The sequence below is a fragment of the Paenibacillus sp. FSL M8-0212 genome (genome assembly GCF_038004645.1).
Classification (GTDB): Bacteria; Bacillota; Bacilli; order Paenibacillales; family Paenibacillaceae; genus Paenibacillus.
Genome location: NZ_JBBORP010000001.1, coordinates 5,250,063 through 5,275,705 on the forward strand (window position 1 = coordinate 5,250,063; position 25,643 = coordinate 5,275,705).

Consider the following 25,643-nt stretch of genomic DNA (forward strand, 5'->3'; position numbering starts at 1 on the left):
TTGAATTTTATCAAGTGAGGTCAGAATCATTGAGAAAACTGAATTATATTCGCATATTTATTTTCCTTAGTGTGGTCACAATAGTAACGCTTGGTTTGTACTATGTAGCCGCAGATTGGCTGGATCAGCGTTATTTCCGCTTCCTGATCTGGAATCTGTTCTTGGGCTGGATTCCTTTTGTGTTCTCTTATGCATCCTATCTTCTAAGTGATGTGAAATGGAAAGGGGCCGCATGGCTAGCAGTTGCAAGTGGTCTGTTGTGGTTGTTATTTTTCCCGAACTCTTCTTATATTGTTACAGATCTGGTTCATCTGACAGCGAGAAGTTCCCGGTATTATGGTGGTAATGGGGTCGACTACACGTATTGGTACGACTTGAGTGTTGTATTGATGTTTGTCTGGACTGGACTCCTGCTTGGATTCCTGTCGATGTATCAGCTTCAGGAAGTGATCTATCACCGAATTGGACGCTGGGCATCCTGGATCTTTGTACTGGCTGGCTGTGCTTTGGGAAGTTATGGAGTATTGCTTGGGCGTGTATATCGACTGAATAGCTGGGATGCACTGACGAATCGTGAGACGTTGATTGAGCTGATGCACGAAAGTGTAAGCCGCCCGTCTCTGGCGTTTTGCCTGTTTTTTGGCACGTTTATCCTCACAATCTATGCCACCTTGTATTATCTGATCAATACGAGGTCTCCCCGTGAAATGAAGAAGAGTGCAGGAAGTCCTGAGGCGGACCTGCAAGCGTTACGCTAACGTATGTTTTCTTAAGGCCGAACTCATTCGATCTAATCTTAATGTATATTGCTTAAAGGGCTGTTCCAAGTCATACCCATGGCTATTGGAACAGCCCTTTAACATTGGATCGAGCGCAGGATGTTCTGAAGAAAGATATCTCTACTTATCAGAGATTAACTCAAGGATTGTTTTTACAACCAGTTCAGGTTCATCGTGAATAATCATATGACCACTGCGGGTGGCCACAATGAGCTGACTATCCTTCGATATATTCAACATGTTACGCTGTCCCGATTGCCATATGGATTCGAGCTTCTGCCCAATTTCAACCGGAATCCCTGCACTAGCATAGTCTTGAGGACGTCCGCGTGCAATGATACGTACAGGGATTGATCCAAGACGTTGGCCACGAATGGCATCTTCTGTTGAATGAGCGTGGAGGGCTTCTTCTTCTTTGGCGTGAAAATAGGAGGGGGTAGCAATCACATTAACAAAAGTATCCCGATCTTGCTTGGCAATCAGACCATCAAGCATAAAGTCTGGAAATAATCTGAAAGTGCCAGATACCTTCAGTAAAGATAATAAGGAGGCAGGCGGGTTTCCCTGAAACTGAGCCTGTTCCAACAAAGCCTTTGTGTTCCGTTCATCATCCTCAGGTCTCGCATCAAGAAGGACAAGGCTATGAACCTCATTTGCATAAGTCTGTGCAAAGAGTCTAGCATACATACCCCCAAGGGAATGACCTACCATAATGTAAGGGCCGCGGATATTCTCCTTCTCCAGAGCTGCATGTAAATCTTTGACGATATTTGCACCTGTACGTTCTGTGGGTGCAGATTCACTCCAGGCATATCCTGCACGATCATACGTGACCACCGTTGCATGTTGGGCTAGTTCCGCAGGAATGTCTCTCCACGACAAACTGGTCTCACCACTTCCAGCCTCCATGAGTATGGTCGGTGAACCATTGCCTTGTTTATGGATGTGTAGTTGGTAACCGTTGACTTGAACTAACGTACCCGGAGGTGGAAAGTCCTTTTTGGCCTGTGATGAAGCAAACCACTCATAGAGGAAAGCGGCACCTATCAGTAGTAGCATTGTGCAGAAGAGCCTTACTGTGAAGGTGAAAACTCTGAATTTCTTACTTTTTGGAGCGGGGATAGTTGTATGCATGATCTTATGGATTCCTCTCCTACAGCTGTTTTTTTATTTAGTACAATGTATTAAAAAGTATTATAGCACAGTGTATTACTAAAAGAGAAGTTTGGTGTATAATGTTGTCATGCCAAAAATCGTAGATCATGAAGCTCAAAGGAAAATCGTTGCTGATGCAGCAATTCGGGTCATTCAAGTGCACGGATTGGAGCATGCTACAGTTCGGAATATAGCGAAGGAAGCGGGACTATCTGTAGGGTCCATGCGGCATTATTTTGCCACACAGGCGGAATTGTTCACCTTTTGCATGAATCTTTTTGCAGAACGGGTACAAAAAAGGGTGGAGGCGTTACAGATGAGTGGATCTGTATTGCAGGATATGAAGAATCTGCTCTTGCAATTTCTCCCGTTGGACGAAGACAGAATCATGGAAATGGAGGTTTGGTTTACGTTTACAGCCAAATTATTGGTGTATCCGGAATTAAAAAAGTTAAGTGATCAGATGCATCAAGGGATGTATCGGTCTGTTCAGTGGGTAATACAGGAATTGCAGAAGCAAGGTATGACACATCCTGATCTGGATGCCGAGATGGAGATCGAGAAGTTATATGCTCTTGTGGATGGACTCGCCATTCATATGTTAATGCAGCCAGATAGACTTACAGCAAAACGAGTGGAACAAGTGATTGAACAGCATTTGAGCACACTTTGTCCCACTTAATCTTACGTTGTATGAAGAAGGGTTATTTCCTTTTATAAAGGAGTAATCCTTCTTTTTATGCAAATTTGGCAGGTATGCAGGAGATGACGAAGAATTAAGAATGAGAATGTAATGAATACATAGACAAGTAGGTGAACAACAAAATGTTGAATGTATTAGAGCTGACAACAAAAGTAGAAGAAGTCATGGAACGTGTGAATTTTTCGGGTGTTGTATTACTTCAGCAAGCCGGGAAAACCCTTTTGAATATGAAACGTGGTTATGCGAATCGCAGTGAAGAGCTTGCCAATCAGGTGGATACACGCTTCGGAATTGCATCAGGATGTAAAATCTTCACGGCAGTGAGTATATGCCAACTCATAGAAGCGGGCAAGTTATCTGCTGATTCCAAGCTGAACGATGTGTTGGATGTGGATTTTCCACTATGGGACGAAGAAGTCAGCATCCATCAGTTGTTAACCCACACGTCAGGCATTCCGGATTATTTCGATGAAGAAGTGATGGAAGACTTTTCAGAATTATGGAAAGACAGACCCGTCTACGAGATGCGGCGATTAAGTGACTTTCTGCCCATGTTTCAGCATCTGCCGATGAAGTCTGCTCCGGGTGAACGTTTTCACTACAACAATGCGGGTTTCATTGTGCTTGGGCTTATCGTGGAACAGCATTCAGGAAGGTCGTTTACAGATTATGTGGAAGAGCACATTTTCAAACGGTGTGGCATGAAGGACTCGGGTTATTTCTTAACAGATCAGCTTCCGCGCAACACAGCTTTAGGCTATATCGATCATGAAGACGGCTCTTGGAACACCAATATGTTCTCCATTCCTGTCAAAGGTGGATCAGATGGTGGAGCCTATGTTACGGCACCGGATATGATTCGGTTTTGGGATGCTTTGCTGGGTCACCAATTGTTGAATGCAGAGACGACACAGCAGTTATTAACTCCACATGCTCATCAAGAGGATGAAGAGTATTATGGGCAGGGTATCTGGATTGACCGCAAAGAGGAAGACATTTTCAAATTTCATGTCATGGGGTTTGATCCAGGAGTGTCGTTCATGTCTTCCGTTTATCCGGACTATGATCTGCAACTGGTTGTGATCTCTAATCAAGAGTCTGGTCCGTATCCAATAACGATTGCGATCGAAGAAGCTTTGGCATGACGAATAACCCCAGCCTATGGGCTTGTTAATGCCTACATAGGTTGGGGGTTCATTGGTCGGACAGGATAGAAGGACTGCCTGCGTTTATAACATTTTCCATAGCTCAGGGGCGAGTAATCGAGGGAAAACATCCAGCGGAGGTTTCTCTTTCTTTCGTTTGTCATTGGTTAACACAGTAACAAGTTCCAGCTCTGGGACAATGTATACATACTGACCACCAAATCCTCGCGCGTAATAATAATGGAGATTGAGTTGGTTGTCTTCAGTAGCAATATCTTCGGCGGCAGATCTTTCATTCGGATAGACATCTACCCACCAATGCCAGGCATAACTTCCGTGATTTGGTGGACTGACTGTAATGAAAGCCTGTGTAGAGCGGGTGACGAGATCACTTGAAATGAGAGACTGCCCTTTCCACATCCCTTGTTGTAGAAAGAGTTGACCGAATTTCAACAGATCTACGGGTAACATTCTAAGACCAAATCCGCCGGTATGTACACCTTGAGGGTCGCTTTCCCATTCATAATCCTTAATTCCCAGCGGGACAAAAAGATAACGTTCTGCGAACTCGGCTACGTTCATACCTGCATTTTGCATCAGGATGGCGGATAGGATCTGTGATACTCCTGAGTTGTACTCCATATATGTACCCGGTACATGGCTTAGGCGTTGTTCCAATGCAAAATCCACCCAATGATCGGTGCGGGTCATGCGAGGGAATGAATTCTGCCCGCCGAACTCATCCCAGTTGAATCCGGCTGTCATGGTGAGCAGTTGTTCCAGTGTGATCGCTGGTTTGCGCGGATCAGGATCGGATGTCAACTGTGGAAAAAAGATGGAGATTGGGGTTGATGCCTCTGGCAACAAGCCCTTATCCATCGCTATACAGATGAGTGCGGATAGCACACTCTTGGTACATGAATTGATTTTTGCAATATCGGTCGCAGCCTCTTGGTTGCGGTAGTGTTCATACAGGATCTCACCGCGTACGCTAACGAGGCAGCTTCGCAGATTCAGCGGTGGAATGATCTGTTGTAATTTGGATGACAGTGATGAAGGATTCATAGTGTCCTTTCTGTGCGGTTGATTTGTTATGCGATGTTGTGGAAATAGGTGTCCATATCGTAGCATACTCCCGAGGTAGGGCTCAACAAGCGCTACATTATTATGTTACAGCAAGCATGTAAAATACGATTTTCGATGTAAGCGATAAGAAACCCATGCGAATATCGCATAAATCCCCAGCATTGTCTGTCAATCTTATATAATTGTCAGGAGAAGAGTATCAGACATGTATAAGAGAAAGGGGGGCTGTGATGTGGGAAATATATTAGAACAATTATATTACGGTAACCTGAGACCAGAGGAGGTTATTGTTCCTCAAATAGGTTGGTACAAAAGTTGAATAAGTATATTTTTAATATAAAGGTGTGGTGTTGCGTGCTTCAAGAACTATTAAATTATTTCAAAATGAATCCTGAGCTATCGCTGATTTCAACCATTGTGTGTACAGTCATCATATGGCTATACAAAGAATTCAAAGTAATGATCGAAACAGATAACAAAAATAAACTAGCTCAAATTCAGAAGAAGATGGAGTCATACACTAGAGTTGAGGCCGCAATAGCCAGTGTGTTGTCGCAACATAATCATGCAGGCGCAATTCAAAATTTATACGACAAATTTGGAGAATGTAGTTCTTACTTTTCCGAAGATATTCGAGAATTAATTAGAGGGTTTTATTCCCAGCGGGATGTGTCGATCCTTGCAACTATAATGAGTTTCATAAAAGCTGAAATGAAGAAACTTGAAAAACAAAAAAATAAAATAGATTCGCAGGATGTTTCGGGAGATGCTTCTGCCTCCATTCTTCGTTTGTATAAGCCGTTGAAACCCATTTTAATTATTTTTATTATGTTCTTTGTTACGATATGGTTCGTTGTACTTGCGTTGGTAGAAAGCAACGCATGGAATAGAATTTATTTAGGTGTTTCTTTTGTTACAGCTTCACTGGGAGTTATGTTTTTGGCTATAGTTATTTCGGTTTGGGTCGAGGGTGAGTTATACATTAGAGGTAAATTAGACTCATCGCTTAAACTGAGTATGATTTTCTCGCCACTTTTGGTATTGATAGACTGGAAACTATCGGTTTTATCTTTATTTATTCAAATTGTAGCGGGCACAATATTAGCTAAGAGTATGAAAAAAAGACTGGTAATCGTGTAGTAAATAAACGTAAACGCAAGGAGGTTACACCTTTTGTTCAAAATCGGAAATCAAGGATCGTTTGAAACGCTTCCTGATCGTGCCAAGGCAATATATGAGGGAGATACCGGTGCAGTAGAACAATTCATTAAACAGGGGATGAATCTCGAAAAAGAGATTACACTCAGTAAATACATAGCCTTAACGCCACTTGAGCTTGCCTTAATCTGCAATCAACCGCAAGTGGTTAAGTTATTGGTGGAGCATGGAGTTAATCTGAATGTCAAAAATAATCCGGCAATCCTGAAGGCCGTTAGATATTGTGGAGAAGAAATGGTGCGATACCTGTACCAACACGGTGCCAAGTTAAATGGACTTAATCGGGTCAAATCTAGTGCATATGATGAAGCCTACTATGGTAACAAAAAGAATATAACAGTGCTGAATGAACTCGGGTTGGATATTCGAAAATATGGGGGCAAAACGTTACGCAAAGCGGTAGCTGATCACGATATGAAGACAATCCAGTATTTGCTGGATCAAGGAGTAGACGTCAATTACAATGAACCGGATATGGTATATCCTTACAAGGCCACGCCTCTCACGGTAGCTGCACGACTTCATAACATGAAGATGGTTCGATATCTGGTAGACCAAGGAGCAGATGTGACTATTCAGGAGAAGGATGGAGAGCGGGCGTATACGATTGCAGTGAGTCAGAAAAATGAAGAAATGGCCGAATACCTAAAGGGGCTTGAACCTCAAGAGTTTCATGATTTAAGCAACAAACTACATGCATTAAAGTCATATAAATTACCACAGCAACTCATTGATTTTTCAACTGGCGGTACCCGAAGAATGGACTTGCCAGATAATGAATCAGGCATCAGGTATATAGAATTCTTTCATCTGATTGACACCGTGGAGATGAAAATGGGTATACAGAAGCTGCTGCGTATATCCTCGGACGTCGATCAATACTCACATATCCTGATTGTCTGGAATCCGAGCAAAAAAATGATTGGATATGCTGATATTGAACATCAAGAACATGGAACCATAACTACATTTGAAGAATTCATGACAGATCCTGTTTCAGCTATAGAGAGTTTCTTGAACTAAATCCTGAACTTAATGGACTGTTCACGAAATTTCTATTAACCTCTTTCCTATTAACATATGGAAGAGGTTTTTTACCATTGTGAATATGCTAATAATTATCAATTTAAAATCTGAAACATTGCCTTAATGTAGTCTCAATAATGAAACGTTTCGAATTTATATGTATAAATGATCCACACTAAATTCAATTTTTGTAAGCGTTTTATTTTCTTGTTTACGTAAATGGGAAATTTATGATAACATATACCCGAAACGTTTCGAATCCATTTGAAGGGAGAAAATTATGAAAAAAGCAAGAAAGTTCAGCTTCATCTTAACTTTTTGTCTGTTAGCTAATCTAGCTTTAACTCCTATGGCTTCAGCAGGTAACTCAAGCAATTTAATTGGATTTCGAGCAGAATTGAAAGCGATTGCATATAAAACCTATACGTTTTTTGAGGACTATACGGATCAGAACACGGGCTTGACTTACGATGAAGTGCGACATACTGAAAACGGGATAGAAGAAGCTAAACGTACCTCGCCCACAAACATCGCAATGTATATGATGAGTACCGTTTCAGCGCAACAATTGGGCATTATTTCAAAGAAAGAAGCTGTACATCGCCTGCAAATGACTATACATTCCCTCGAAAAGTTAGAAAAGTGGAACGGCCTATTTTATAACTGGTATAACACGGATGACGGTTCAGTGAAGAAAGATTGGGGACAATTTATTTCCCAAGTCGATAATGGCTGGTTATCCGCTGGTTTAATTGTTGTTGGGCAAGCCTATGAAGAACTTCATGGGGAAACAAGCAAGTTGGTTGAAAATATGAATTATACTCCGCTATATGATCCTGAAGTAGGCCAATTCCGCGGAGGTTATGATGTGGCTAAAGGCGCGCTGACGGACCACCATTACGGAATGTTTTACACGGAACCACGTGTAGGCAGCTATATTGCTATTGGGAAAGGTGACGTTCCTCAAGATCATTGGTGGAAGATGTATCGCACATTACCTCAAGAATGGGATTGGCAAGCTCAGATTCCTCAAGGCAAATCCGTTAAGTACGATGGAGTGGATGTGTTTGAAGGAAGTTATGTATACAAGGACAAAAATTTTGTGCCAAGCTGGGGAGGCAGTATGTTTGAAGCTCTTATGCCCGGTATGGTCATAAAGGAAAAAGACCTGGGTACTCAAGCTTTGGGATTGAACAACCAGCGTCATGTCGAATTGCAGATCGAATATGCCAAAGAAAAAGGGTATGCCGCATGGGGCTTTTCACCTTCTGCAACTCCGACAGGTTACAGTGAGTTTGCAGCAACGCCGTTAGGTACCTCGGGTTACAAAGATGGAGCAACGGTAACAGCACATGCATCATTCCTGGCCCTGGATTATGCCCCTGAAGCTGTTCGAAAGAACATTAAAGCTTTAAAGAACTTCAAAATGTTTGGCAAATATGGGTTCTATGACTCAGTCAATGTTGAAACGGGAGAACTTACAAAAGCTTATCTGGCACTGGATCAAGGAATGACTATGGTATCGATCGCTAACTATCTTCAAGATGGCGTTATCCGCGATTATTTTCACAGTGATGTGATAGGGCAGACACCAGAAGAATTATTGAAAAAAGAAGTTTTTTCCATTCAATAAAGGGTTGCTTTAGATTAGAGCAAGTTCACTAACGAATGGGACCAAGATAAAAAGATGGGCGGAACGAAGCAGGATATCAGCATGCTTCGTTCCGTTTTTGCGTTTACCATTGATAATAAAGTCGCAGATCGATTAGATTATGGAATTTATCCGGAAAAAGAAAAGGCATTTACAATGGCGATTTTAAGACTTACGTTGTGGGGCATAAGCGCAAAGAAAGACGCGTACGCCTTCAGTGATGATACGTTTAGTTTGCTCCTCCTCTAATGTCCCGATTTTTCCCGGTTGATTAAATACCAATAAAAACGTTAATGCAGCGAAGTGCTTTGCAGCCATTTTAGGATCAATCACATCGAGCAGTCCGTTTTGTCCAAATTCTGTAAACCTCCTGATAATCCCCTCTTCAGTTGCGTTATCCAGCCTTTCAAAAAACGAGTCTGGCAGGTTGGCAGCTTCCACCATAACCAGACGGATCAAAGCCTTGTAATCGGACGAACCGTTTGCAGAAGCTATGATTTGTTCACAAAATAAGATGAGTGCCTGCTCAAGATCTTCGAATTTCAAGAGGTGGTCTGAAATCCCTTGCTCAATCATGACGAGAACCGCCGAACTGGATTCTCCCACAACGGCAAGCAGTAGGTTCTGTTTGTCCCCATAATAATCATAAACTGTCCGTTTGGAAACTCCCGCTTTAGTTGCGACCGCATCGACGCTGGAACGATCAAACCCGTCTGAAAGAAACAGCTCTCGTGCCGCCGCAATAATTTTAGCTCGTTTGTCTGAAGAGCCTTTGCGTATTTTCTTGTTTTCCGTATTATCCATTCTTACGTTTTCCCCCTTATATGTATATTTCAGAAATGGATTAGAGTCCTGCTTTACAAACTACACTGTACGGTGTAGTGTAACAAATGTAGCGTATCAAATCAATGATCAAGGAGGTTTTTATCCATGAATACCATATCGTCTGTAGTTGATGTTCTCATTGTCGGGGCCGGACCCACAGGGCTTACACTTGCCTGCGACCTTGCCCGTCGAAACGTCAACCATCGTATTATTGAACGAAGCACAGCGTATAACGTTGCATCACGCGCCAAAGGAATCCAGCCTCGCTCGCTTGAAGTCATCGATGATTTGGAAGCCGTTCACTACATTGTTGATACAGGTGTTGTGGACTTGCCTGTTCGTTATTATACCGCAGATGGCAGAAGTGTGGACAAGCCGACTATTACCGTTGCAACCAGCGCCGAACTTGAGACACCCTATCGTGATCCGGTCTGGATTGCTCAATTTGATGTGGAAAAAGCGTTGCGCGACCGATATGCAGTGCTTGGCGGTCAAGTTGAGTTGGGCATGGAAGCTGTAGGGCTTGTTCAGGATGTGGATGGTGTATCGGTAACGTTGAATACAGCACAAGGAGAAGAGCAAATTCGTGCTCGTTATGTAGTCGGCGCTGACGGGGGCAAAAGCAATATCCGCAAATTTATACACTTACCGTTGGTTGGGGAAACACATGATCATGAGCGATGGTATCTTGGCGATGTACGATTGGAAGGGTTAGATCGTGACCATATCCATATCTGGACTTCTTCGGAGGGGATGATCGGGGTGACGCCGCTACCAAAATCCGATATTTGGCAACTGCAGGCTACAATTCCGGCAGACATTGATGAACCAGAGCAACCGTCGCTAGAGGTGTATCAAGCCATGTTTGACCGTCGCGCCGGGTCCGGACGTGTTCGGCTTACGGATGCTTCTTGGTTGTCCATCTACCGGGTCAACGTTCGTATGGTTGAATGTTACCGAAACAACCGGGTCTTTCTTGCCGGTGATGCTGCTCATGTTCATTCGCCGGCCGGTGGTCAAGGCATGAATACGGGAATACAGGACGCATACAACCTCGGCTGGAAGCTGGCGGCTGTCATACACGGAGCAGACACCGCCTTACTCGACACCTACGATGAGGAGCGCCGCCCAGTGGCTCAGGCCGTGCTCAAAGACAGCACTAAGAAGATGGGAGGCGTTATAAGAACGGCGACTGAAGGCGGAGGGTTATCCCAATCCTTGAGCACCATATCCGACGATCTGACGAGCGGGCTTCTCATTTCCTATCGTTCAAGTTCGCTTACCCATCCGTCTGCTCGAACAAATGCTACCCGTTTACTTCCTGGAGATCGTGCTCCTAATGCTACTGGACTACAAGGCACCGGGTTTGCAGGAAGTGTCTTTGACCTCTTGCGCGGCCCACACTGGACGCTTTTGGCTTTTGCAAACAACATTGATCCTTCTCTGAAGAACTTCACCAACGATGCACTCCATTTGCATTATATCCTTCCATCTAAGGTGGAGGGGGCGGAAGGCATAATAGACACTGCAGGGAATGCATATCGAGTTTACGATGTCGCAAGTAAAGAACTTGTATTGATTCGTCCCGACGGTTACATCGCCCTGCGCACCTCCATTGATGATACCGCATCGATCCTGAATTACTTGAATTTGTGTGGCTTATCATAGGATCGAGCGACCCAAGGTTCTGCCCGAGTCACGTCGTCTTATTGAAAATAGAGTGTAAGAAATTCTATTCATGCACAAAAAGGGTCCTGCCATTTTCATAACAGGACCCTTTTTGTGTAACCTAGAAATCCCTCAAACGATCAAATACCTCATATAATTCCTCGTGATTAACCTTAACCGAATCATCTTGACGCAGTTCCAAATTCTGTTGTAGCTGTTCCAGCAGCGCCGTCAGAACAACATAAATCTCTTCCCGCTCAACAGTTTCAATAAAGCCGGTCTTGGCATCCATCTTGTTGAAGGTCTGTGTATAGTTCTCAACCATGGAGACGAGTTGTTTGTGCAAAGCCTCCTGATTATTAAAATCTAAATCTTGACTTAAGTGACGGATTTCCTTCGAGCACTGCTTGTACAATTGAGCTGCTTTTTTGGCGTGAGCTGCCTTGATGTGGTCCCGTCCATCCCAATCCCGAAATGGATTGTTCAGGTTCTCCGCAAGCCATTCCGGTTTGCGTGCTTTGGTGATCTCTATATCAAGTCCGGCAGCAGCAGATTTTTTATATCTTGTTTTGATCGATTTGGCTGCATCGGCAGGCAGGCTGGTTAGCCACAGCGTAGCCAATTTTGGAAGTTGCTCTGGATCAGGGAATTGTTCACCTTTGAAGCCGAACAGGTCGTATGTAGTGAAGGTTTGCAAATTTGCCAAATGCTGAATCGATTCTAAATGGGATACATTTCCGGGTTTACCCCACAATCGCAACTCTGAAAGCTCAGGATAATACTGCACAAGTGGCTCCAGATTGAGCTCCGTGATATCTCTGATATACAGACCTTCAAGCCGTGAGATGCCCGTAACCTGTGGCAGGCCCGATGGAACATTGAGAGTGATGCATTTACCGTCTTCATAAGCCACGATACGCAGATCAGGAGATAACTCTCCTGTGAAATTCAGACTTTTCATCTTTGTGTTCAAAATTAACTCCTTCAACCCGCTGACATCCACAATAAGTTTGGTCAGGTGACTGCTGCTGATATCGAGTATCGTTTGACCATGATGTATGATATGAAGTTCATTAATGAACGGGTTGTCCTCTATAAATGGAAAGATCGATTCCGTATATCCATCCATTTCAATATGTGTCAGGCAAGGTAGCTTTGCGAGTTCGGCTACATCTTCCGCAGATGTAGGGCTGAAATCGCGGAGTGTACTCGTACTGCGCCGCATTACACGATCGCCAACCATCACTTCTTTGTCATCATCCGCAGCTTGTTTGAACTGCGCTCTTCGGATCGCATCGATACCTTCCCATTCACGCTGGAGATAGAGACTTTCTCCGATCGGCCAGCCTCCACCATACGTATTTGTTTCCTCGGTGTAGAGAGGAGGGATATTGCCTGCAAGCACATACTGTGAAGGAACATTAGCACTCACGAAACTATGGACAAGTCGTTCATTCCAAAAATAGAAATTACAGATCAACGGTTTCATCTGATGAAGCTGCATCTCATTAGGCAGTTGATCACCGGTCCAATCCAACTGAAGGACGGAGGCGAGCGTGTCGGAAGTTTTACCCTCCGTTTCTTTCAGTCCAATCGCCTGGCAGGCTGTATATTGTTGTAATTTTTCGACGTACACGCAGTACACATCTCCAACATTGGGGATCATGTTACGCTCCTTTCGTTCTGCACCAATCGATGTAAGCTACTTGTAAACCAAGTATTTTGCAGAACTAATAATAGATGAATTATATCAAAGTCATTCAGAGACTACCATTTCGGGATAGGGGCGAACAGGCTTGAATACTTTTATAAAAAGGAACGATGTTTATGGATACAAGTATGAGCCGTAACAAAAAACTGGGTGAGTTCTTGAAATCACGGAGAAGCCGCATTCAACCGGAACAGGTTGGATTGTCAGGATCTTATGGACAGCGAAGAACACCTGGTCTACGGCGGGAAGAAGTAGCGGTATTGACTGGTGTAAGTGCAATGTACTACACGTGTCTAATTCGTTTATACATGATTCTAAGATACCTAAAGTTCAGGATTAAAAACAATATATAACATCTGTCAACGGTATTATCTTTCTATTCTCCGGCATACAGTACAACAATGAGATGTATGCCCAAGGAGGAGAATTGATCGTATGATGAATCCGATTTTACAAGCCCCGAATGTTCCGCTGGCAGCCGATTCCAATGCGGTTGTCAATTATCAGAGGGATTCACGCAACTATGTAACCCAGTTGTTTGGAGAACAGCTGCCGACCATTGCGAATGGTTTCTTCAACGTGTACTTAAGCAAAGGAATTATTGTGCAGCCGCACTGGCACACCAATGTCACGGAGATGGTTGTGGTCATCACCGGTGAAATTACAGCGTCAGTCTTCAATCCGTTTACGCGTGAACGATTGACATATCGTCTGAAACCAGGGCAGGTCGTGGTATTTCCGAAAGGCTGGTTTCACTGGTTTGTCGCTGAGACAGATGATGTATATGTATTAACTATCTTTGATCAACCAACGCCTGATATTGTGTTTGGAGCGGATTTCTTGGCAGCTACACCGCCGGAGGTGGCTCACCGCGCGTACTGTTTGGATGAAGAGGCGTATGCCAGAGCCGTTGCGTCCATTAAAAATGATGCGATTCTGGGCCCTCCAATAGGATGTGATACGCAGGTCTCTGATCAATCGACTTCTCCTTCCAAGACGTCTGTGTCACCATCCAGTAAGCTGAAGTCTTAATTCAAAATCCTTATTCATTATCAAAGTACAGAGCCTGTAACTGGAGAATAACAGTTGCAGGTTTTTTGATGTGTCGATGTAATAATCGCACGATAAAAATTCAAAATGCCTGAGTCAGTGTGTTACGTTCTCTGTTAGTATAGTATGAACATCCAACAAAAACGGAGGACTCATGAATGAACATGTCAGAACTGAAAACGCTTGAAATTGCAATGAGTTATGCACCTATTTTGATGTTTGACAGAGCCGAACCCTTTTATCCTGATTTTGTTGGCATTTCTGTGTTGCATCAATCTGGGCCTTCACCATCGTTCAGAAGGGACATTAAGTTTCCGACCGAGGCAGTACAATATGTAATTGAATATGCAATCTGGTGGGATTATGAGATTGGACATTTGTATGAAATGGAGCATGTATGGGTTTATGTGGGTCATGATGGAGAGGTAGTAGACTGTGAAGCCAGCTTTCATGGGAAGGTGCTACGCGGATTGTTGAAGGAACGGGTCAATGTGGTTGGACATCATGTATGTCTGTACTCGCAGCCAGGCAAACATGCTTTCTCACCACTTCCAGTTGTATTTGAGTTATTGCCAAACCTGTATAGTGCAGCAGGTGCCGAAGCTGGATGTGATGGGCTACTTGTGAATGAGTTGTTTCAAGGTTATTTTGAAACGAATGAACAGATCGATGCTCAGGTGGAGCGTTATCTGCAGACCAAAGCGTTTGTACCTACCATGGAGTTCGAAGAATATTTACTAAAACCGGAGATGTTCATGACGTGGGATAACCTGTTTGATATTATTCCGCATAGGATTAAGGACCGCTTAATAGAACTGGAGCAGCTATTTAACACATAAGTAATTAGGTTTTAACGGGTATTATGTTAATTTAAAGTGTTTTTTTCGCTTCAAAACCAAACTTTGTTGATTCGGGTTTGGTTTTTTTTATGGGATAATGGACTCAGTATGGCTAAACATTTATTAGACTTAAGTCTTGAAATGTGGAGTGTGTATAGCAAAATACATAATTTTTTTTGCATGAAAATGATATGTGTTAGACGTAAGAACTATACAACTTCTTATGTAAATATAAGAAGACCATGTCACATGAAAATTGGTATGGAGAATGTATGTGTAAGTCAATGCAGAATGTAGATTATACGTATATATGTAAGTGGGAAAAACAATTTAATAGGTAAAAAGTATAAATTATATTAAAAAGAAGATTCTTTATATCTGAAATAAAAATTCATAATAGTGCAAATTTATAGAAATGAAAATCTTCTATTCAGTTTTAATATATTTATGTCGAAATAGATCGTAAGTTGTCTGGAGCGCGACCTAGAGAAGGGTTTACCAAGCGTTATATACATAACTGGACACTACGATGCCTAGGAGGAGATTACATGAAGTGGTTTGGAAATTTGAAAACAGCAACAAAGATTATCTCAGCGTTTTTAATTGTGTCGATAATCCTAGCGGGGCTTGGCGTCTACTCTGTAGTAACATTGAGAAGTACGAATGAACGAATGCAAGAGATGTATAACAACAATCTGATCTCTGTAAAAGAATTATCCTCAGCTCAGATTGATTATCAAAGAATGCGTGTGAACGTGCGTGATTTGAGCTTCGAAACCGTTGAAACTGAAAAAACTCGGATCACGGAAAACATTGCTTCGATCCGTCAGAGTGTGAATGATCGCCTGACCATCTATCGTCCGCTTGCAACAACCCCTGAAGAAATAGAATTACTCCGGAATTTTGATGCAGAATATCCAGGATATTTAACAATGTTTGAACGAGCAACTAATCTGGCTGTCGCAGATGATCAAAGTGCCTTTAATACCTACCTTAAATCTGAGCTTAAACCACAAGGGGACAAGATTGTTGAGCTGCTTACCAATTTGATCGACCTTAATGAAAGTTTGGCTGAACAGGCGAATATACAATCTCAGGCTGCCTATTCACAAGCATTTAAAGTAACGATAATTCTTGTAGTTCTTTCCGTACTCTTCAGTATCCTCATTGGATATATCATCTCTCGCTCCATTTCAAAGCCACTAATGGCCATGCTGGGTCTAGCTACGGAAGTTGCCAACGGAAATTTGACCCTTAAATCAGACATCTCGAGCAAAGACGAAGTGGGTCAACTGGCTGTGGCACTGAATCAGATGGTTGATAATCTGAAAGAGTTAATCAACAATATCGTGTTGAACTCCCAAAGTGTTGCCGCTTCTTCGGAACAGATCTCAGCCAGCACACAGGAAATTGCAAGTACCAGCACGAGCCAATCCAGCGAGGCAGGAAACATCTCCGAATTGTTCAAGGAGCTTTCACTTGCCATTAACTCCGTCGCTGCAAGTGCGGAAGAAGCGGCTGAACTGTCCAACGATACGGTGAAGACTGCCCGTGAAGGTGGACTTGTTGTACAGACTTCATTGGAAGGTATGCAAGCCGTTAATACAAAAATGACCAAGCTTGAAGATGATTCTCGTAAAATCGGTGACATCATTGAAGTGATTGACGATATCGCTGAGCAGACCAATCTGTTGGCGCTGAATGCCGCGATTGAAGCGGCACGTGCGGGAGAACAAGGACGAGGATTCGCCGTAGTAGCAGATGAAGTCCGGAAACTTGCAGAACGAAGTGGTGAGGCAACCAAAGAAATTACAGCCATCATCAAAGCAATGCAGGAAAATACGAGACAAAGTGTGCAAGCCGTAGCAGCAAGTGTTGAGCAGTCTTCCATGACTGGCCAGGCGTTTGATCAGATCATTGATATGGTCAATAACTCTTCACAGAAAGTAAACGAAATTGCTGCTGCATGTGAAGAAGAAGCAGCCCAAGCCGCAGAGGTGATGAGCTCTGTTGAATCCATCTCGGCTTCCAGTGAGGAATCCGCGGCTGCATCGGAAGAGACGGCGGCAACCTGCCAGTCTCTGGCAAATCTTGCTGAAGAGCTGGCGAATTCAGCGTCTGCCTTCAAAACCCAATAAACCAATTGAATTGAGGGTGAATCGATGTCTTCACTTCAGAAGGAACAATATATTGAACTGTCTGTAGGTGCAGAGACCTGCGCCATTCGAATCGAAGAAATTCACGAAATCATTAAAATGCTCAGCATCACAGATATCCCATTCAGCCGCCCAGAGATCAAAGGGGTAGTTAATCTGCGTGGCAAGGTTGTATGTGTAATGAGTCTGCGGAACCTGCTGGGTATGCCGGATGAACCGGACACCAGAGCGACTCGTATTATCGTAGTTCGACATCAGGAAGAATATATTGGCTTGATCGTGGATCGAGTAAACAAGGTAACCACATATTCGGAAATACATCCGCCAACCGGCGGATATGGTCGTAACCGTGAAGGTTTATTCCATGGTGTCGGTCAACAGGAAGACAAGCTTGTGGGCATTTTGAAACTGGACGAAATATTGGGCGGTTAGGGAGGTATATACGAATGATGGATTTGTCTGCCTACCGTGACATCTTTATCGAAGAACTGAATGATCAATTGGAACGTATGGATCAGTCTTTATTGGCATTGGAGCTTTCGCCTTCTGTAGAACTGGTTCAGACGCTGTTTCGGGCAGCCCATACCATCAAGGGATCGGCATCCACAATGGATTTTCGTGAATTAAGCGACCTCACGCATGAAGTGGAGTATGCTCTTGAATGGGTCCGGGAGAAGAAACCAGAGATGACTTCGGAGCTAATTGATACGTTATTCCGCTCTTTGGACGCCATGAAGGTGCTTCGTGATCAGTACATCCGTGGGGAAGCCTATGGAGACTTTCGAGCGGTAGTTCGAGAAATAAAAGATCTAATTCAAACCCCGGCAATCGTCGGAAAACTTGTAACACCTCAATTGCAACCAGCGGAATCGATTGTGGCACAGGTAGCTATTGTGTCAGGCAAGCAACTATTGTCCATTCATATTGTGCTAGAGCAGAAGTGTATGATGAAAGCGGCCAGATATCATATTTTACGACAACGCATTGAGGACATATGTGGTACGGTTGTTGCAACTTCTCTCATGGAGAGCCAACCGGGCGCGCAGAATGAAGATGATCATTATGGTCAGTTCATCATCATCGTAGCAACGTCGAAGGACCCACAGCAGCTTAAGACAGAGCTGTCTTCAGACTCGGATATTCATATGCTGGAGATTGAACCATATCTGCTGGAATCCAATGAGGTTGCAGCGACTTCTGCACCACTTGAATTAATCTCTGAAACAGAGCAAACGAAACCAAGCGTGACTACCCCAGCTACAACGGGTCCGGAAGAGAAAGTGAAAACGGCTCAACCTACGGTTCGCGTGAGTGTTGAACGTCTGGATCATTTGATGAATTTGGTTGGAGAGCTTTTAATCGATCAGACATCCCTCGCAGATCTTAGTGGATCGGGTGCACGTAAGGAACCTTCCTCACTCATCCAGAGTATAAGTGGTGTATCTGATCATATGGGCAGGGTGATCAAAGAGCTTCAAGAAGGTGTCATGAAGACACGGATGTTACCCATTGATCAACTACTTAGTCGCTTCCCGAGATTGGTTCGTGACCTATCGCAGAAGCTGGGTAAGGATCTGGAACTGGTTATTCAAGGTGGAGAGACTGAGCTTGACCGGATGATTATTGAAGAATTGAGTGACCCGCTGATCCATCTCATCCGCAACAGTGCAGATCATGGCATTGAAAGTGCAGAGGTTCGGGCGGGGCACGGTAAGCCGTCCAAAGGACGTATTACATTAACTTCGTTTCATGAAGAAAATCATGTTGTCATTCGTTATTCAGATGATGGTAAAGGTATCGATGGTGAGAAGATCAAAACTTCCGCCTGGGGCAAAGGTATCATTAGTGAGGAACAGGCTGCACGACTAACAACACAGGAAGCTGTACATCTCATATTTGAGCCTGGTTTCTCCACAGCTTCTTCTGTCAGTGAAGTATCGGGGCGGGGCGTTGGAATGGACATCGTGCGTAGCCAGATCGGGCGGCTCAACGGTATCATTGATATTGATACGGAGGTTGGTGTTGGCACCACGTTTACGATTCGTCTACCACTCACATTGGCGATTATTAAAGGTCTGTTAGTTAAAGTATCGGGCCGTGTGCTGATCTTGCCGATGTATAATGTTGCTGAGATTGTTCGAATTTCACCTGAAGATATTCAGATGATTCAGGGGCAACAAGCGATCCTGAATCATGGACGAATTGTACCTTTTCACCGACTGTGCGACAGGCTCAACTATCCACGAACAGACCGCAAATCCAAGACCATTCCACTGGTGATCGTGCGTTCCGTTGACAAAATTGCAGCATACGCAGTAGATGAGATTATAGGAAATCAGGAAGTCGTTATTAAGACGCTAGGTACGTATCTGGGAGCGATGAACCATCTATCTGGAGCAACGATCCTTGGTAATGGTAAGGTTGCCCTTATATTGGACGCGTCCTATCTGGTGAGTCTTTAATCGTTAGATAAACAATCAACATTATGCAGGCCAAAGAGCCTCATCATCCATAACTGGACGGTGGGGCTCTTTGTTGTACCTTTTGACATTGAGGACACTCAGGCATTGAAAATGAGATCCATGAACCGGTTGGCTGCCAGAGAGATTGGCATATTGCGTTTGGTCATAATCCCCACGTGGGAAGGGGGGAGCGGAACATCAAGCTGAATTTCGAAGAGAGAACCTTCCTCCAGCTCTTTGGAGATGAACTCACGTGTGACATAGGAAATCCCCAGTCCTCGACGCGCAAACTCAATCAACAGATCAACGCTACCAACCTCAATCTCAGGTTTCAACGTGTAATTATAGCTGTTAAACAACTCGGTTATAGCCATCCGAACCCGGCTGTTCCGGGAGAAGAGGATCAGTTGATGCTCCAGAAGCATCTCAAGTGTCATGACTTTACCCTTCAACTGAGCATAACGTTCTCCAGCTACAAAACAGTCCTTCAACTGAATGCTTTCTCTGACTTCGAGCTGTGGATCAACAATGGGCATCCGAACAACACCAAGATCGATCTTGCCTTCTTTCAGAAAGGTGATGACTTCCGGCGTAGTTCCATGACTCAGATGTAGCTTGATGTTAGGGTACAAGGTGTGGAATTCCTCTAGAAACGCCAGCATGTAATGCTTGAACAGGGAGTCACTGCCACCAATCCGGAGTTCACCATTGTCGAGATTCTTCAGTGCGGCCATTTTTTCTTCCGCAAGTGAGATCAGAATCTGGGATTGTTCAATATAGGAGTACAGACTGGCACCTTCCTGTGTCAGCGCTACACCCTTGGAATTTCGATAAAACAAGGTAAGACCAAAGCTCTCTTCCAATTGCTTAATGGCATGACTGACGCTGGGTTGAGTGATATACAGTGCTTTCGCAGCCTGTGTCAAACTTCCCGTTTTGGCGGCCCAATAAAAGACTTTATATAGTTCGTAATTTGTTGTCATAGATGTGGTCTATAGCTCCTGTGAAATATATTAATTACTTGTATAGCTATAAAACGTATTATAGTGTAACTACAACAAAGAAACCAGAGTTACTTGGAAGGAGAACGGTGAGATGGAACCAACTACCATTGTTTTATTTGGTGCTACTGGCGATTTAGCCAAAAGAAAAATATATCCTGCCTTATATAACTTATATCTTGAGCAGAAGCTTCCTGAAACCTTCTCATTGATTGGTTTGGGGCGTAGAGAGTGGTCTGATGAATTCTTTCAGGCTCAAGTGGAAAAATCATTAAATGAATTTTCCAGACGCCAGGCTGATCCTGAAGTTGTGAAGTCATTTGTGAAAGCTTTTCGCTACAGTGTATTGAATATAAGCCATAAGGAAGATTATATAAAGCTGTTGGGATTAGTTGAACAAAGAGAAGCTGAGCTTGGCATTCCGTCCAATCGCTTGTTTTATCTCTCGGTTGGTCCGGAATTTTTCGAACCGATTGCCGAGAATATTCAAGAAAGTGGGCTGGGTTCCACAGAGGGCTGGAAACGCCTCGTCATCGAGAAGCCATTTGGTCACGATCTACAATCCGCCCGAGACCTTAATCGAAAATTAAGCGAATCGTTCACGGAGGAAGAGATTTATCGGATTGACCACTATTTGGGCAAACCGATGGTACAGCGCCTGGAGACGTTGCATCAGAGTAACCCAATCATGAAGGCGTTATGGAACAACCGTTACATCTCCAATGTGCAAATTACGGCGAATGAGACTGTAGGTGTCGAAGAACGTGCATCCTATTATGATCATGTTGGTGCAGTGCGAGACATGTTCCAGAATCATATGTTGCAATTGCTCATGATGATGGCGATCCAGCTTCCGTATAACAGTACTTCCGAAAAAGTTGGATTGAAGAAAAAGCACATTATGGAATCGATCCAGCCGTTACAAAAACAAACTGTGGGCGCAAACATCATCCGTGGACAGTATGCAGCAGGTAACATTCAAGGTAAACCGGTAAATGCTTATACTGCTGAACCGGGTGTAGCCGAGAATACGATGAATGACACATTCATTGCTGCCAAATTGCAAATTGATGATTTCTTCTGGCGTGGTGTTCCGTTTTACATTCGCACGGGTAAAAGAATGAAGGAGAAATCAACACGTATCGTGATTGAATTCAAAGAACCTTCTGGACAGACAAATGTGCTGAAAAACAAGGGTTCCAAACCAAACCTTCTCGTCATTGAGATGAGTCCGGATCAGAGCATGACATTGCAACTGAATGCAAGTGATCCTGAGAATAAAGGTGAATTCAAACCGGTTCATATTGATCTTTCTCCGGACAAAGGTGACCTTGCGGAAGCTTACGAGAATCTGATTCGTGATGCTTTGCTGGGTGATCCAACATTCTTTGCCCACTGGGATGAAGTAGAATTGTCATGGGCATGGGTGCAGCCAATTCTGGATGCATTCCAGGAAAATCTCTTGCCACTTCATCTGTATCCTGCGGGTAGTTATGGACCGGCTGAATCAGATGTCATGCTTGAAGAAGATGGTCACCACTGGTGGTTTGATGAGCCGGCGGATCAGGAGTCTGTAGTTACAAATAGCATACCCTTGGCGGTTAATGCAAATCTCTAAACCAAAATAAAAAATATATCTGGAGGTAATTTAATCATGAAATTTTTTATCGATACAGCTAACGTGGAAGATATCCAAAAAGCATACAAAATCGGCGTATTGTCTGGCGTAACAACAAACCCATCTTTGGTAGCCAAAGAAGGCGTAAAATTCGAAGATCGTATTGAAGAAATCTTGCGTTTGGTACCTGAAGTGGAGTCCGTTTCTGCGGAAGTGACACCAGATGCCCTTACTGCTGAAGAAATGATCGCGCAAGCAGAAGAATTGATCAAAATTAACAACAGTGACAAAAACATTACGATCAAATTGCCAATGACACTTGCAGGACTTGAAGCTTGCCGTTACTTGACCAAAAAAGGCGTGAAAACCAACGTAACGTTGATCTTCACTGTGAACCAGGCGCTTCTGGCTGCTCGTGCTGGTGCGACATATGTATCTCCATTCCTGGGACGTCTTGATGATATCTCCGAAGATGGCGTACAATTGGTTACCAAAATTGCTGAATTGTTCCGTACACATAACCTGGATGCACAGATTATTGCGGCTTCTGTAAGACATCCGGATCACGTTACACGTGTAGCGATGGCTGGAGCACATATTGCTACTGTTCCATTCTCCGTCATTGAACAGATCTCCAAACACCCGCTGACAGATCAAGGTATGGACAAATTTGCAGCGGACTGGAAAAAAACAGTACAATAATCACTGAACATATATTCGTTTCAACTTACAATAAAACTATATAAATCATGGAGCATTGGGAGGACATAATGAGTAAACAACAGATTGGTGTTATTGGATTGGCAGTAATGGGTAAAAACCTGGCTTTGAATATTGAAAGCAAAGGTTTCTCGGTATCGGTATTTAACCGTTCCCCGGAGAAAACGAACGATCTTCTGAAAGAAGCAGAAGGTAAAAACCTGACAGGTGCGTTCACTATTGAAGAATTCGTGGAATCCCTGGAATCTCCGCGTAAAATTCTGATCATGGTGCAAGCAGGTAAAGCAACAGATGCAACGATTGAGCAACTGCTTCCTCATCTGGATCAAGGCGACATTATTATTGATGGAGGTAATGCTTACTTCCCTGACACACAACGTCGCAGTAAAGAACTGGAAGAAAAAGGTTTCCGCTTCATCGGAGCAGGTGTATCCGGTGGTGAAGAAGGCGCCCTGAAAGGCCCGGCAATCATGCCAGGCGGTCAGGAAAGTGCTTATCAGTTGGTTGAACCGATCCTGACAGCGATCTCCGCTAAAGTTGGCGATGACGCTTGTAGCACATACATCGGACCAGACGGTGCTGGACACTATGTGAAAATGGTGCATAACGGTATCGAGTATGGAGATATGCAGTTGATTGGTGAAGCTTATCACTTGCTCAAATCTGTATTGAATGTTTCCGTTGAAGAGTTGCATGAGATCTTCACCGAGTGGAATCAAGGGGAGCTGGACAGCTACCTGATTGAAATCACTGCAGATATCTTCTCCAAATACGATCCAGAAACAGGAAAACCAATGGTTGACGTTATTCTGGATGCGGCTGGACAAAAAGGAACAGGTAAATGGACAAGCCAAAGCGCGCTGGATCTCGGCGTACCATTGTCCATGATTACAGAATCCGTATTCTCCCGTTTCCTGTCTGCCATGAAGGACGAGCGTGTAGCAGCTAGCAAAATCCTAAGTGGACCAGCAACTGAAGCATTCTCTGGCGACAAAAAAGCGTTCATCGAGAACGTGCGTAAAGCGCTGTTTGCAAGTAAAATCGTATCCTATGCACAAGGATTTGCACAAATGCGTGCAGCTTCCGATGAATACGGCTGGGATCTGAAATACGGTAACATTGCCATGATCTTCCGTGGCGGCTGTATCATCCGTTCGCAATTCCTGCAAAACATCAAAGAAGCTTATGATAAGGATGCAGCTCTGAAAAACTTGCTCTTGGATCCTTACTTCCAAAACATCGTTGAGTCATATCAAGGTGCATGGCGTGAAGTTATAGCGGCTGCTGTAAAACAAGGTATTCCGGTACCTGGCTTCTCCAGCGCTCTTTCTTACTACGACAGCTACCGTACAGAGCGTTTGCCAGCAAACTTGCTGCAAGCACAACGTGACTACTTCGGCGCTCACACATTCAAACGTGTGGACAAAGAAGGTTCATTCCACTTCCAGTGGATGGACACTAACGAGTAATATCAGTTCCAAATATATAGCATTCTTGCAGTTATTCATGAATCCAACTTCATGGTACCTGCAAGGGTGCTTTTTCTCGTTAACGGTTCGAATTTGAATATCATCAAATTGTAATAAAATGTACGAATCTGGGTTTGGCAAACAGATGATCTGACTCTTCAACTACGTTATACTTGTTCAGACGGAACTACATCCGTGATGAAAATTCGGAATACAACTTATTGACGTGGAGGTTAGACCGGGCATGTTTGTATTAGCAGGTATATTGTTTTTGGTCGTATACGGTTTATTAGTGTTCTACATAGGCTGGAGTGGTTGGAGTTGGATGAAACCAGTCGTGTCCGCCAGATTTCGATGGTTTTATATTATAGCGCTTGTATTCCTTGCTGTTTCCTTCATTTTGGCACGTGTGTTTGGAAGTATCTCGTTTCTCAGTATCATCGGTTCTTACTGGCTGGCGATCTTCTCGTTGTTATTGCTAATCCTGCCAGTCGTTCACCTGACGATGTGGTTGCTGAGATTAACCCGTATTCCGAGACATCACACTCAGAAATGGGCAGGATTCGTTACGCTGGTGCTGTTGGTGTCCACAATGGGTTATGGAATTTTCAACGCCTATAGCCCGGTAGTGAGAACGTATAACATTCAGATTGATAAAAAAGTAGAAGGTGTGGACAAGCTTAATATTGTCATGGCTGCCGATATGCACTTCGGACTTCTATCTGGCCCTGCACATGCCAAACGAATGGTGGAGGAAATTAATGCTCTGAAGCCGGATCTGGTGCTGTATCCTGGAGATATTATTGATGACAATCTGGATATGTATCTTAATAGCGGGATTGCCGACATTATCAGCGATATTCAGGCTCCGTACGGCGTTTATGCTTCTCTCGGGAATCACGACAAGTTCGATGGTCCGATCGAAGATCTGATTGCTGCGCTGGAGAAGAGCAACATGCAAGTTCTGTATGATGACAAGATTGTTCTGGATGACAAGATCACTCTCATAGGACGGAAAGACCGGACAGAGAAGGATCGTTCAGAAGTAGCCACATTAATGCAAGATACGGACTTGAGCCAACCGGTACTTATGATGGATCACCAGCCGTATGATCTGGATATTGCGGAACAAAACAATGTAGATCTGGTCGTATCCGGTCACACTCATCGTGGTCAGATTGCGCCTGCTCAGTTCATCACAAAAGCGATCTACGAGAATGATTGGGGTTATCTGCAAAAAGGCTCCATGCACTCCATCGTAACGTCAGGATTTGGATTCTGGGGACCTCCGATTCGCACAAGCAGTCGTTCGGAGATTGTACAGATTAATGTGACGTTTCAACAATAATGAAAGGCCCTTC

The 25,643-nt window shown here is 43.8% G+C and carries 22 protein-coding genes; 17 read left to right on the forward strand and 5 right to left on the reverse strand.

Going from position 1 to position 25,643, the window contains the following annotated elements; translation table 11 throughout:
• Positions 1-29: 29 nt before the first annotated feature.
• Positions 30-758, forward strand: coding sequence for a DUF1361 domain-containing protein (locus MKX68_RS23230; RefSeq protein ID WP_340914191.1), 729 nt, complete (start codon positions 30-32; stop codon positions 756-758).
• Between the two features lie 141 nt (positions 759-899).
• Here MKX68_RS23230 and MKX68_RS23235 read toward each other — a convergent pair whose 3' ends face one another.
• Positions 900-1,838, reverse strand: coding sequence for an alpha/beta fold hydrolase (locus tag MKX68_RS23235; protein WP_340914192.1), 939 nt, complete (start codon positions 1,836-1,838; stop codon positions 900-902).
• Between the two features lie 184 nt (positions 1,839-2,022).
• Here MKX68_RS23235 and MKX68_RS23240 point away from each other — a divergent pair, with 184 nt between their 5' ends.
• Together MKX68_RS23240 and MKX68_RS23245 are read left to right on the forward strand one after the other, a co-directional pair.
• Positions 2,023-2,616: a TetR/AcrR family transcriptional regulator gene (locus tag MKX68_RS23240; protein ID WP_340914193.1), complete on the forward strand. Its 594-nt coding sequence runs from the start codon at positions 2,023-2,025 to the stop codon at positions 2,614-2,616.
• Between the two features lie 143 nt (positions 2,617-2,759).
• A complete protein-coding gene (locus MKX68_RS23245; protein WP_340914194.1) occupies positions 2,760-3,782 on the forward strand; it encodes a serine hydrolase domain-containing protein in 1,023 nt (340 codons plus the stop codon).
• 84 nt (positions 3,783-3,866) lie between these two features.
• Here MKX68_RS23245 and MKX68_RS23250 read toward each other — a convergent pair whose 3' ends face one another.
• Entirely contained in the window at positions 3,867-4,847 is a 981-nt protein-coding gene (locus MKX68_RS23250; protein WP_340914195.1) for a serine hydrolase domain-containing protein, read from the reverse strand.
• Positions 4,848-5,222: 375 nt separating this feature from the next.
• Between MKX68_RS23250 and MKX68_RS23255 the strand changes: the two genes are divergently transcribed.
• The 3 genes from MKX68_RS23255 (at position 5,223) to MKX68_RS23265 (ending at position 8,745) form a co-directional block, all read left to right on the forward strand.
• The gene (locus tag MKX68_RS23255) at positions 5,223-6,008 is read left to right on the forward strand and encodes a hypothetical protein (protein ID WP_340914196.1); all 786 of its coding nucleotides are present in this window, start codon (positions 5,223-5,225) and stop codon (positions 6,006-6,008) included.
• A gap of 33 nt (positions 6,009-6,041) precedes the next feature.
• Positions 6,042-7,109: an ankyrin repeat domain-containing protein gene (locus tag MKX68_RS23260; protein ID WP_340914197.1), complete on the forward strand. Its 1,068-nt coding sequence runs from the start codon at positions 6,042-6,044 to the stop codon at positions 7,107-7,109.
• Between the two features lie 283 nt (positions 7,110-7,392).
• Positions 7,393-8,745, forward strand: a complete 1,353-nt coding sequence (locus MKX68_RS23265) for a glucoamylase family protein (RefSeq protein ID WP_340914198.1) — start codon at positions 7,393-7,395, stop codon at positions 8,743-8,745.
• A 183-nt stretch (positions 8,746-8,928) separates the two neighbouring features.
• On the opposite strand, the gene MKX68_RS23270 is transcribed toward MKX68_RS23265, so the two are convergent.
• The gene (locus MKX68_RS23270; RefSeq protein WP_340914199.1) at positions 8,929-9,567 is read right to left on the reverse strand and encodes a TetR/AcrR family transcriptional regulator; all 639 of its coding nucleotides are present in this window, start codon (positions 9,565-9,567) and stop codon (positions 8,929-8,931) included.
• A gap of 126 nt (positions 9,568-9,693) precedes the next feature.
• On the opposite strand from MKX68_RS23270, the gene MKX68_RS23275 reads away from it, so the two are divergent.
• The gene (locus tag MKX68_RS23275; protein ID WP_340914200.1) at positions 9,694-11,256 is read left to right on the forward strand and encodes an FAD-dependent monooxygenase; all 1,563 of its coding nucleotides are present in this window, start codon (positions 9,694-9,696) and stop codon (positions 11,254-11,256) included.
• A 121-nt stretch (positions 11,257-11,377) separates the two neighbouring features.
• On the opposite strand, the gene MKX68_RS23280 is transcribed toward MKX68_RS23275, so the two are convergent.
• Positions 11,378-12,922 (reverse strand): hypothetical protein, encoded by a 1,545-nt coding sequence (locus MKX68_RS23280; RefSeq protein WP_340914201.1) that lies wholly within the window; start codon positions 12,920-12,922, stop codon positions 11,378-11,380.
• A gap of 155 nt (positions 12,923-13,077) precedes the next feature.
• Here MKX68_RS23280 and MKX68_RS23285 point away from each other — a divergent pair, with 155 nt between their 5' ends.
• The 6 genes from MKX68_RS23285 to MKX68_RS23310 all read left to right on the forward strand — a co-directional run bounded on the left by MKX68_RS23285 (position 13,078) and on the right by MKX68_RS23310 (position 19,474).
• On the forward strand, positions 13,078-13,320 hold the full coding sequence (locus MKX68_RS23285) for a hypothetical protein (RefSeq protein ID WP_340914202.1): 243 nt from the start codon (positions 13,078-13,080) through the stop codon (positions 13,318-13,320).
• A gap of 82 nt (positions 13,321-13,402) precedes the next feature.
• On the forward strand, positions 13,403-13,999 hold the full coding sequence (locus tag MKX68_RS23290) for a cupin domain-containing protein (RefSeq protein ID WP_338587415.1): 597 nt from the start codon (positions 13,403-13,405) through the stop codon (positions 13,997-13,999).
• A 176-nt stretch (positions 14,000-14,175) separates the two neighbouring features.
• Positions 14,176-14,856: a hypothetical protein gene (locus MKX68_RS23295; protein ID WP_338587414.1), complete on the forward strand. Its 681-nt coding sequence runs from the start codon at positions 14,176-14,178 to the stop codon at positions 14,854-14,856.
• Positions 14,857-15,404: 548 nt separating this feature from the next.
• Positions 15,405-16,994, forward strand: coding sequence for a methyl-accepting chemotaxis protein (locus MKX68_RS23300; protein WP_340914203.1), 1,590 nt, complete (start codon positions 15,405-15,407; stop codon positions 16,992-16,994).
• 24 nt (positions 16,995-17,018) lie between these two features.
• Entirely contained in the window at positions 17,019-17,444 is a 426-nt protein-coding gene (locus MKX68_RS23305) for a chemotaxis protein CheW (protein WP_017687852.1), read from the forward strand.
• Positions 17,445-17,458: 14 nt separating this feature from the next.
• On the forward strand, positions 17,459-19,474 hold the full coding sequence (locus MKX68_RS23310; protein WP_340914204.1) for a chemotaxis protein CheA: 2,016 nt from the start codon (positions 17,459-17,461) through the stop codon (positions 19,472-19,474).
• Positions 19,475-19,572: 98 nt separating this feature from the next.
• On the opposite strand, the gene MKX68_RS23315 is transcribed toward MKX68_RS23310, so the two are convergent.
• Complete coding sequence (locus MKX68_RS23315; protein ID WP_340914205.1) at positions 19,573-20,457, reverse strand: LysR family transcriptional regulator; 885 nt, start codon at positions 20,455-20,457, stop codon at positions 19,573-19,575.
• Positions 20,458-20,569: 112 nt separating this feature from the next.
• Between MKX68_RS23315 and zwf the strand changes: the two genes are divergently transcribed.
• The 4 genes from zwf to MKX68_RS23335 all read left to right on the forward strand — a co-directional run bounded on the left by zwf (position 20,570) and on the right by MKX68_RS23335 (position 25,630).
• The gene (zwf, locus tag MKX68_RS23320; protein ID WP_338587408.1) at positions 20,570-22,093 is read left to right on the forward strand and encodes a glucose-6-phosphate dehydrogenase; all 1,524 of its coding nucleotides are present in this window, start codon (positions 20,570-20,572) and stop codon (positions 22,091-22,093) included.
• Between the two features lie 36 nt (positions 22,094-22,129).
• Positions 22,130-22,795 (forward strand): fructose-6-phosphate aldolase, encoded by a 666-nt coding sequence (gene fsa / locus MKX68_RS23325; protein ID WP_062835043.1) that lies wholly within the window; start codon positions 22,130-22,132, stop codon positions 22,793-22,795.
• A gap of 68 nt (positions 22,796-22,863) precedes the next feature.
• Positions 22,864-24,282 (forward strand): NADP-dependent phosphogluconate dehydrogenase, encoded by a 1,419-nt coding sequence (gene gndA, locus MKX68_RS23330; protein ID WP_091029159.1) that lies wholly within the window; start codon positions 22,864-22,866, stop codon positions 24,280-24,282.
• A gap of 244 nt (positions 24,283-24,526) precedes the next feature.
• The gene (locus MKX68_RS23335; protein ID WP_340914207.1) at positions 24,527-25,630 is read left to right on the forward strand and encodes a metallophosphoesterase; all 1,104 of its coding nucleotides are present in this window, start codon (positions 24,527-24,529) and stop codon (positions 25,628-25,630) included.
• Positions 25,631-25,643 lie beyond the last annotated feature (13 nt).

Bases quoted from the DNA above. Each gene is read 5' to 3' on its own strand.
- MKX68_RS23285 (WP_340914202.1), top strand. From the start codon at position 13,078: ATGTTTATGGATACAAGTATGAGCCGTAACAAAAAACTGGGTGAGTTC.
- MKX68_RS23305 (WP_017687852.1), top strand. From the start codon at position 17,019: ATGTCTTCACTTCAGAAGGAACAATATATTGAACTGTCTGTAGGTGCA.
- MKX68_RS23280 (WP_340914201.1), bottom strand. From the start codon at position 12,922: ATGATCCCCAATGTTGGAGATGTGTACTGCGTGTACGTCGAAAAATTA.
- MKX68_RS23335 (WP_340914207.1), top strand. From the start codon at position 24,527: ATGTTTGTATTAGCAGGTATATTGTTTTTGGTCGTATACGGTTTATTA.
- MKX68_RS23310 (WP_340914204.1), top strand. From the start codon at position 17,459: ATGATGGATTTGTCTGCCTACCGTGACATCTTTATCGAAGAACTGAAT.
- MKX68_RS23240 (WP_340914193.1), top strand. From the start codon at position 2,023: ATGCCAAAAATCGTAGATCATGAAGCTCAAAGGAAAATCGTTGCTGAT.
- MKX68_RS23315 (WP_340914205.1), bottom strand. From the start codon at position 20,457: ATGACAACAAATTACGAACTATATAAAGTCTTTTATTGGGCCGCCAAA.
- MKX68_RS23300 (WP_340914203.1), top strand. From the start codon at position 15,405: ATGAAGTGGTTTGGAAATTTGAAAACAGCAACAAAGATTATCTCAGCG.
- MKX68_RS23275 (WP_340914200.1), top strand. From the start codon at position 9,694: ATGAATACCATATCGTCTGTAGTTGATGTTCTCATTGTCGGGGCCGGA.
- MKX68_RS23270 (WP_340914199.1), bottom strand. From the start codon at position 9,567: ATGGATAATACGGAAAACAAGAAAATACGCAAAGGCTCTTCAGACAAA.
- MKX68_RS23295 (WP_338587414.1), top strand. From the start codon at position 14,176: ATGAACATGTCAGAACTGAAAACGCTTGAAATTGCAATGAGTTATGCA.
- zwf (WP_338587408.1), top strand. From the start codon at position 20,570: ATGGAACCAACTACCATTGTTTTATTTGGTGCTACTGGCGATTTAGCC.
- MKX68_RS23290 (WP_338587415.1), top strand. From the start codon at position 13,403: ATGATGAATCCGATTTTACAAGCCCCGAATGTTCCGCTGGCAGCCGAT.
- gndA (WP_091029159.1), top strand. From the start codon at position 22,864: ATGAGTAAACAACAGATTGGTGTTATTGGATTGGCAGTAATGGGTAAA.
- MKX68_RS23235 (WP_340914192.1), bottom strand. From the start codon at position 1,838: ATGCTACTACTGATAGGTGCCGCTTTCCTCTATGAGTGGTTTGCTTCA.
- MKX68_RS23245 (WP_340914194.1), top strand. From the start codon at position 2,760: ATGTTGAATGTATTAGAGCTGACAACAAAAGTAGAAGAAGTCATGGAA.
- fsa (WP_062835043.1), top strand. From the start codon at position 22,130: ATGAAATTTTTTATCGATACAGCTAACGTGGAAGATATCCAAAAAGCA.
- MKX68_RS23250 (WP_340914195.1), bottom strand. From the start codon at position 4,847: ATGAATCCTTCATCACTGTCATCCAAATTACAACAGATCATTCCACCG.
- MKX68_RS23265 (WP_340914198.1), top strand. From the start codon at position 7,393: ATGAAAAAAGCAAGAAAGTTCAGCTTCATCTTAACTTTTTGTCTGTTA.